The sequence below is a fragment of the Nocardia farcinica genome (genome assembly GCF_029867845.1).
GTDB classification, from domain to species: Bacteria; Actinomycetota; Actinomycetes; order Mycobacteriales; family Mycobacteriaceae; genus Nocardia; species Nocardia farcinica_A.
In genome coordinates this window covers 1-5,778 of sequence record NZ_JARWRU010000909.1, presented here as the reverse complement: position 1 = coordinate 5,778, position 5,778 = coordinate 1, and the positions used below count along the sequence as shown (strand labels likewise).

3 protein-coding genes and 1 pseudogene are annotated in these 5,778 nt (G+C 71.6%); 1 reads left to right on the top strand and 3 read right to left on the bottom strand.

Translation table 11 applies throughout. The features are described 5' to 3' along the window. Together QH283_RS20040 and QH283_RS20035 are read right to left on the bottom strand one after the other, a co-directional pair. Positions 1 to 526: pseudogene (locus QH283_RS20040) on the bottom strand (hypothetical protein); the annotation flags it as partial. A 124-nt stretch (positions 527 to 650) separates the two neighbouring features. Continuing rightward, a complete protein-coding gene (locus QH283_RS20035) occupies positions 651 to 3,299 on the bottom strand; it encodes an FHA domain-containing protein (protein ID WP_280504520.1) in 2,649 nt (882 codons plus the stop codon). A 109-nt stretch (positions 3,300 to 3,408) separates the two neighbouring features. Here QH283_RS20035 and QH283_RS20030 point away from each other — a divergent pair, with 109 nt between their 5' ends. After that, on the top strand, positions 3,409 to 4,848 hold the full coding sequence (locus QH283_RS20030) for a metallopeptidase (RefSeq protein WP_280504519.1): 1,440 nt from the start codon (positions 3,409 to 3,411) through the stop codon (positions 4,846 to 4,848). A 40-nt stretch (positions 4,849 to 4,888) separates the two neighbouring features. On the opposite strand, the gene QH283_RS20025 is transcribed toward QH283_RS20030, so the two are convergent. Further along, positions 4,889 to 5,778: FHA domain-containing protein (locus tag QH283_RS20025; protein WP_280504518.1), on the bottom strand; the 890-nt coding region annotated here is incomplete at its 5' end.

Below are 5,778 nucleotides of genomic sequence, written 5' to 3'. Positions count from 1 at the left end.
CCCCCCCGGGGGGCGCGCTGGGCGGGGGGGTGGGGGGGGGGGGGGGGGCCCCCCGCTGGCCCCGCGCCCGCACGTCGCCCGACCGCGCCACGCTCTCCGGAACCGGCTCGACCACCAGGTCGAGCTTCTCCACCAGCTCGGCGTAGAGCTCGACCCGCTCGTCGGGCCAGGCGTCGGGATACGGCAGCGCGATCACCTCGGGCTTGGCCCGGAGGAAGGCGCCGATGGCGGCCAGCGGGTGGTACATCCTGGCGTGGTACACCAGCTCGGCCGGCCAGGTCGCGCCCGCCACCACGATCTGCGGATAACCGAGGATGTCCCGCACGTCGGCGATGGCCATGCCCAGATCGGACCTGCCGCGCTGGGCCGCCGCGGTGTGCAACCGGCCCGAGGCGTCGGCCAGCAGGTACGCCGGCGGTGTATAGGTGCCCTCCACCTTCACCGGACGGATGGGGGTGCCGCCTCCGCCCGCCGCCACGGACACCACATCCCAGCCGAGATGCACTGCCCCTACTCGCACTGTCACAGGTTCAAGTGTGCCTGGTGCGTGCGCGGCGCGCGCGCGATGGCCACCCTTACGACCGGCCTCATGGCCACTCTCACGGCTGTGCCCTCCCCGCCTCGGGCGCGGACCGGCGCTCCGCGGCCGCTCATCCGGCCGCCCGCTTCAAGCGCAGGTTGAACCGGACGATCACCGCGAGCACGACCGTGATGACGGCCATGGCCGCGATGTCCAGCGCCCACCACGCCGTCTCGTGCTGCCACAGGGAGTCGGGCTCGGCCTTGACGAACAGCGTCGACAGGTCGACCGTCGAGGCGCCCGAGGCGAAACCCCAGCGCGCCGGGAACAGCCACGACAGCTGTTCCAGGCCGATCCGGCCCGCCACCGGGATGAAGCTGCCCATCATGACCAGCTGCACGATGATCGCGAGGACGAGCACCGCCATCATCTGCTCGTTGGATTCGACCACCGAGGAGATGAGCAGGCCGAGCACCACGCTGGCGATGGTGAGCAGGGTCAGGTCGAGGAACAGCTCGGCCGTCCCCGAGGAGATCACCACACCCTCGCGCGGCGCGTTCTTGCCCAGCAGCACGATCGCGAGCATGACCGCCACCTGATAGACCGCCGCCAGGCTGAACACCAGGATCTTGGCCATCAGGTACGACGAGGACGACAGGCCGACCGCCCGCTCCCGCAGGAAGATCGTCCGCTCGCCGACCAGGTCGCGCACACTCAGCGAGATGCCCATGAAGCAGGCGCCGATCACCAGGAACGACAGCAGCGTCTGCGCTTCCGAGGAGATCATGGTGCCGATGCCCTCGGAGGTCTGCACCAGCGGCGGCGGCTGGAAGCCGTGATCGCCGGGGGCGGTCAGGGTCACACCGCCCACCACGACCGGCAGGAACAACAACGTCAGCGCGTACACCCGGTCGGAGGCGATGAGCCGAAGCTGTCTGCGCACCAGGGTGGAGAACTGTTTGATCGAGCTGGTCTTCGGCGGCGAGCCCGCCGGGCCGTAGTTCGACGGCGGCGGGGGTGGCGGCGCGAAGGCCTGCCGCGAGCGATAGGCCGCGAAGGCCTGGTCGGGATTGGCGGCCACCTCGGCGAAGATCTCCGCCCAGTCGCTGGTGCCCATGGCCGCGCCCACCCCGGCCGGGTGACCGCAGAAGGCCGTCTTGCCGCCGGGCGCGAGCAGCAGCACCTGGTCGCACATGTCGAGGCAGGCCACCGAGTGGGTGACCACGATGACCACGCGGCCCGCGTCGGCCAGCTCGCGCAGCATCACCATGACCTGCCGGTCCAGCGCCGGGTCGAGACCGGAGGTGGGCTCGTCGAGGATCAGCAACGAGGGACCGGTGAGCAGTTCCAGGGCGACCGAGGCGCGTTTGCGCTGGCCGCCGGAGAGCCGGTCCACCCTGGTGTCGGCGTGCTCGGTGAGCGAGAGCTCGGCCAGCACGCCGTCGATGACCTGCTGGCGGTCGGCCTTGGTGGTGTCCGGCGGCAGCCGCAGCTCGGCGGCGTAGCCCAGCGCCTGGCGGACGGTCAGCTGCCGGTGCAGCACGTCGTCCTGGGGCACCATGCCGATACGCGAGCGCAGCGCCTCGTATTCGGCGTGCAGATTGCGGCCCTCGAAGGTGACCACGCCCGCCGAGGGCTGGGTGTTGCCCGCGATCAGCTTCGACAGCGTCGACTTGCCCGCGCCCGACGGGCCGATCAGCGCGGTCAGCGTGCCCCGGCCCGCCTGCATGTTGACGTCGACGAGCAGCTGCTTGTTGTTCTCGACGGTGAAGCCGACGCCGTGCACGTGCAGGCCCTGTTCGGCGATCGGCTTCTGGCGCAGCACCAGCGTGCCCTGCTGCACGGCGAAGTCGATGTTGCCGATGGTGACCACATCGCCCTCGCGCAGCACGCTGCGCTGCTGGCGGGTGCCGTTGACGAAGGTGCCGTTGGCCGAGCCGAGGTCCTCGATGGTCAGGCCCTCCGGGCCCGCCACCAGCCGCGCGTGCTTGCGCGAGGCCAGCGGATCGTTGACGACGATCTGGTTGTCGCTGGTTCGGCCGATGGCGAGGCCGCCGGGCGGCAGCCGGTCGGCCCGCGCGATCGGCGCGGTGGAGTTGCGCGCCCGCAGCGGCGGCAGGGCCGAGGTGTCGGCCTTGGTGGTCATGTTGACGTTCGGCTGCTGCCCGGAAGATTGCGGTACCGAAGGTTGCTGCCCGGACGACTGGGGCACAGGAGGCTGTGGCGCGGACGGCGGCTGATGGGCCTGCCTGCCCGGGTGCGGACCGGGCGGGGCGGGCTGCTGCGGGCGTCCGCCGGCGTACGAACCGGCCACCGGCTGCTGACCGGAGCCGGGGCCGGGCTGGTGCTGGGGGAAGGGCGGGGTCGGCGGGCGTTGATAGCTCGGCCGCTGCGGCGGCGCCGACCTGCCCTGATGCGGCATCTGCCCCTGGGACATCGGCCCCGAGGGGGGCGGCTGCCGCGGCGGCGCGCTGGGAAGCAGGTGCAGCAACGGGCCGCTGATCGCGTCGCCCAGCCGAACCTGGGTGGGACGGTCGATGGTGACCGGCCCGCTCAGGCGCCGAGCGTCGACGAAAACGCCGTTCGTGCTTCCGTTGTCGGTGAGGACCCAGCCGCTCCCCTGCCAGGTCAATGTCGCGTGCACTCGCGACACCAACGGACTGTCGACGAACAGCGTCACTTCCGGGGCACGCCCCAGAGTGATCTGCTGATTCGGATCGAACGTCCGTTCCGTTCCATCATGGCGCACGGTGATGGTGCGCGCCCCCGGTGAAGACATGCAGCGGATACTATGCCATCGACCGGACATCGGGAGGGGCCCCGGAAGCTCGTCCACCCCCGATCCGGCACACGATTTCGACCGCAGAACAGGCCGACGAGGGGGAGCCTTGGCCAGACTCCGAGCGACCACCGTCCTCACCGTCGTACTCTGCGTATTCGCCGTGCTGGCGGGCTGCACCCGCTCGGTCGACGGCCGCGCCGTCTCGGTCTACGACGACCCCTTCAAGGTGGCAGGCCTGCCAACCACCAGCGGCCCGAGCGGCCCGCGCGAGGGCGTCCCCGACACCACCCTGACCGCGGTCAACGGCGACGGCGGAGAGATCGACACCCTGGCGCTCAACGCCGTCGAGGACATCGAGACCTACTGGCGGGTGGAGTACCCCAAGGCCTTCGGCGGCGAGTTCGTCCCGGTCGAGCGGCTGGTGTCCTGGAGCGCCAGGGACCGCCGGTCCACGGGGCCGGAGTTCTGCAAGGAGTCCACCTACCGCCTGGTGAACGCCGCCTACTGCAGGCTGGACAAGTCGATCGGCTGGGACCGCGCGGTGCTGCTGCCCACCATGACCGAGGCATTCGGCCAGATGGCGGTGGTCATGGTGCTCGCCCACGAGTACGGGCACTCCATCCAGGACCAGTCCCAGATCGTCACCGGCAAGGATCCGGTGATCGTCAAGGAGCAGCAGGCCGACTGCTTCGCCGGGGCGTTCATCCGCCATGTCGCCGAGGACAAGTCGGCGCACTTCACCATCAACACCTCCGACGGGCTGAACTCGGTGCTCGCCGCGACGGTCGCCATCCGCGACAGCGACCCCGACGACCCGGACAGCGTGCACGGCTCGGCGTTCGAGCGGGTGACAGCCGTGCAGATCGGTTTCACCGACGGCCCGGTGGCCTGCAAGAGCATCGACATCGACGAGATCAACCAGCGGCGCGGCAATCTGCCGCAGACCCTCGGCGGCCACGACGGCGAGTACCCGATCGACAAGGACAGCCTGATCGAACTGAGCAAGGCGCTGGCCTCGATCCTGCCATTGGACGAGCCGCCCACCTACGACTACTCCGGCGCCACCATCTCCTGCGCCGACGGGGTGACCACCGCCCCGGTGTCGTATTGCCCGGCCGACAACACCATCGCCACCGACATCCCGCTGCTGGCCGAGCGCGGCACCGACGACAGCGACCCGGACGACCCGCTGCCGCTGAAGGTCTCCGGCGACTACAACGGCTACGTCGTGTTCATCGCCCGCTACACCCTGGCCGTGCAGCACGCCGCCGGGCAGTCGCTCAGCGGCGCCAAGACCGGCCTGCGCGCCGCCTGCCTGGCGGGCGTGGTGACCGGTGAACTGGCCGACCCGAACCGGCAGCGCTCCGAGGGCAACATCTCATTGGCGGCGGGCGATCTGGACGAGGCGGTCTCCGGTCTGCTCACCGACGGCCTGGCCGCCAGCGACGTGCAGGGTAAGACGGTGCCGAGCGGATTCGCCAGGGTCGACGCCTTCCGCGCCGGCGTGCTGTACGGCGAGAACACCTGCACCTCCCGGTATTCCTGACCGGCCGGGCACGGCGACGCCGCGTTCGTCGCGGAGCGGTTCAACCGCCGAAGGGCGGGGGCGCGGCCGGTTCCAGGCGGAGCACCCGGTTGCCGAGCATGATCTCCGCTCCGTGGATCAGCGTCATCGGCTGGTAGGGGTGCAGCCGGATCCAGTCCCGGTAGCCGGGCGGCCTGACCCTGGTGCCGTTGGTGGAGCCGCGGTCGACCACCGTGACATCCCAGTTCACCAGCCGGATCTCGGCGTGCGCGCGGGACATGCCACCGGAGACGTCGTCGATCTTCAACGGCACGAGGCCCTGGTGGGCGGCGTCGGAGTGCTCGGGGTCGCGGCCGAGCACCGCGTCGGCGGCCAGCATGTAGGTCATGCCGTCGTCGAGGATCAGCATGCCGAGCGGCGGGCGGACCACCTCGATGAGCGCCTGGGTCTGGTCGACCGGCATGCCGCACACCGTGCAGAACGCCGAGCGGGGATCACTGGGATGGGCGCGGGCGCACTTGAATCCGAGCACCTTGACCGTCAGCGCGGTCGCGCGCGCGGTGGCCTCCAGCCTGCGCTGCAACTCCGGGTCGGGGCGCGGCGCCGGATTGGTGCCCGCCACCGGGCCCGGCTGTTCGGCGGGCCGGTCGTCGACGGCGTCCATCATCGAGGTCGGCACCGAGGTGCGGGTGGAGTCCTCGGGATCCTCCTCGGGGTCGGCGTCGAACGTCGCGGCGGGCCGCACCGGCGCGATGTCGCGCTCGGTGGGCGCGTGCGCGTGCGGCTGCTGCTCGACCCGCGCGGTCGGCACCGGGGCCTCGGCCACCGGCGCGCCCGGCGCGGGGTCTGCCGCCCACCAGTCCGCGGCGGTCCACAGGGTCGCCCCGGCCGCCGCGGCCCCCCCCTGGGTCGGGCGGGCGGAGCCCCGCGCCGCGGGGCGCGCGGGGGGCC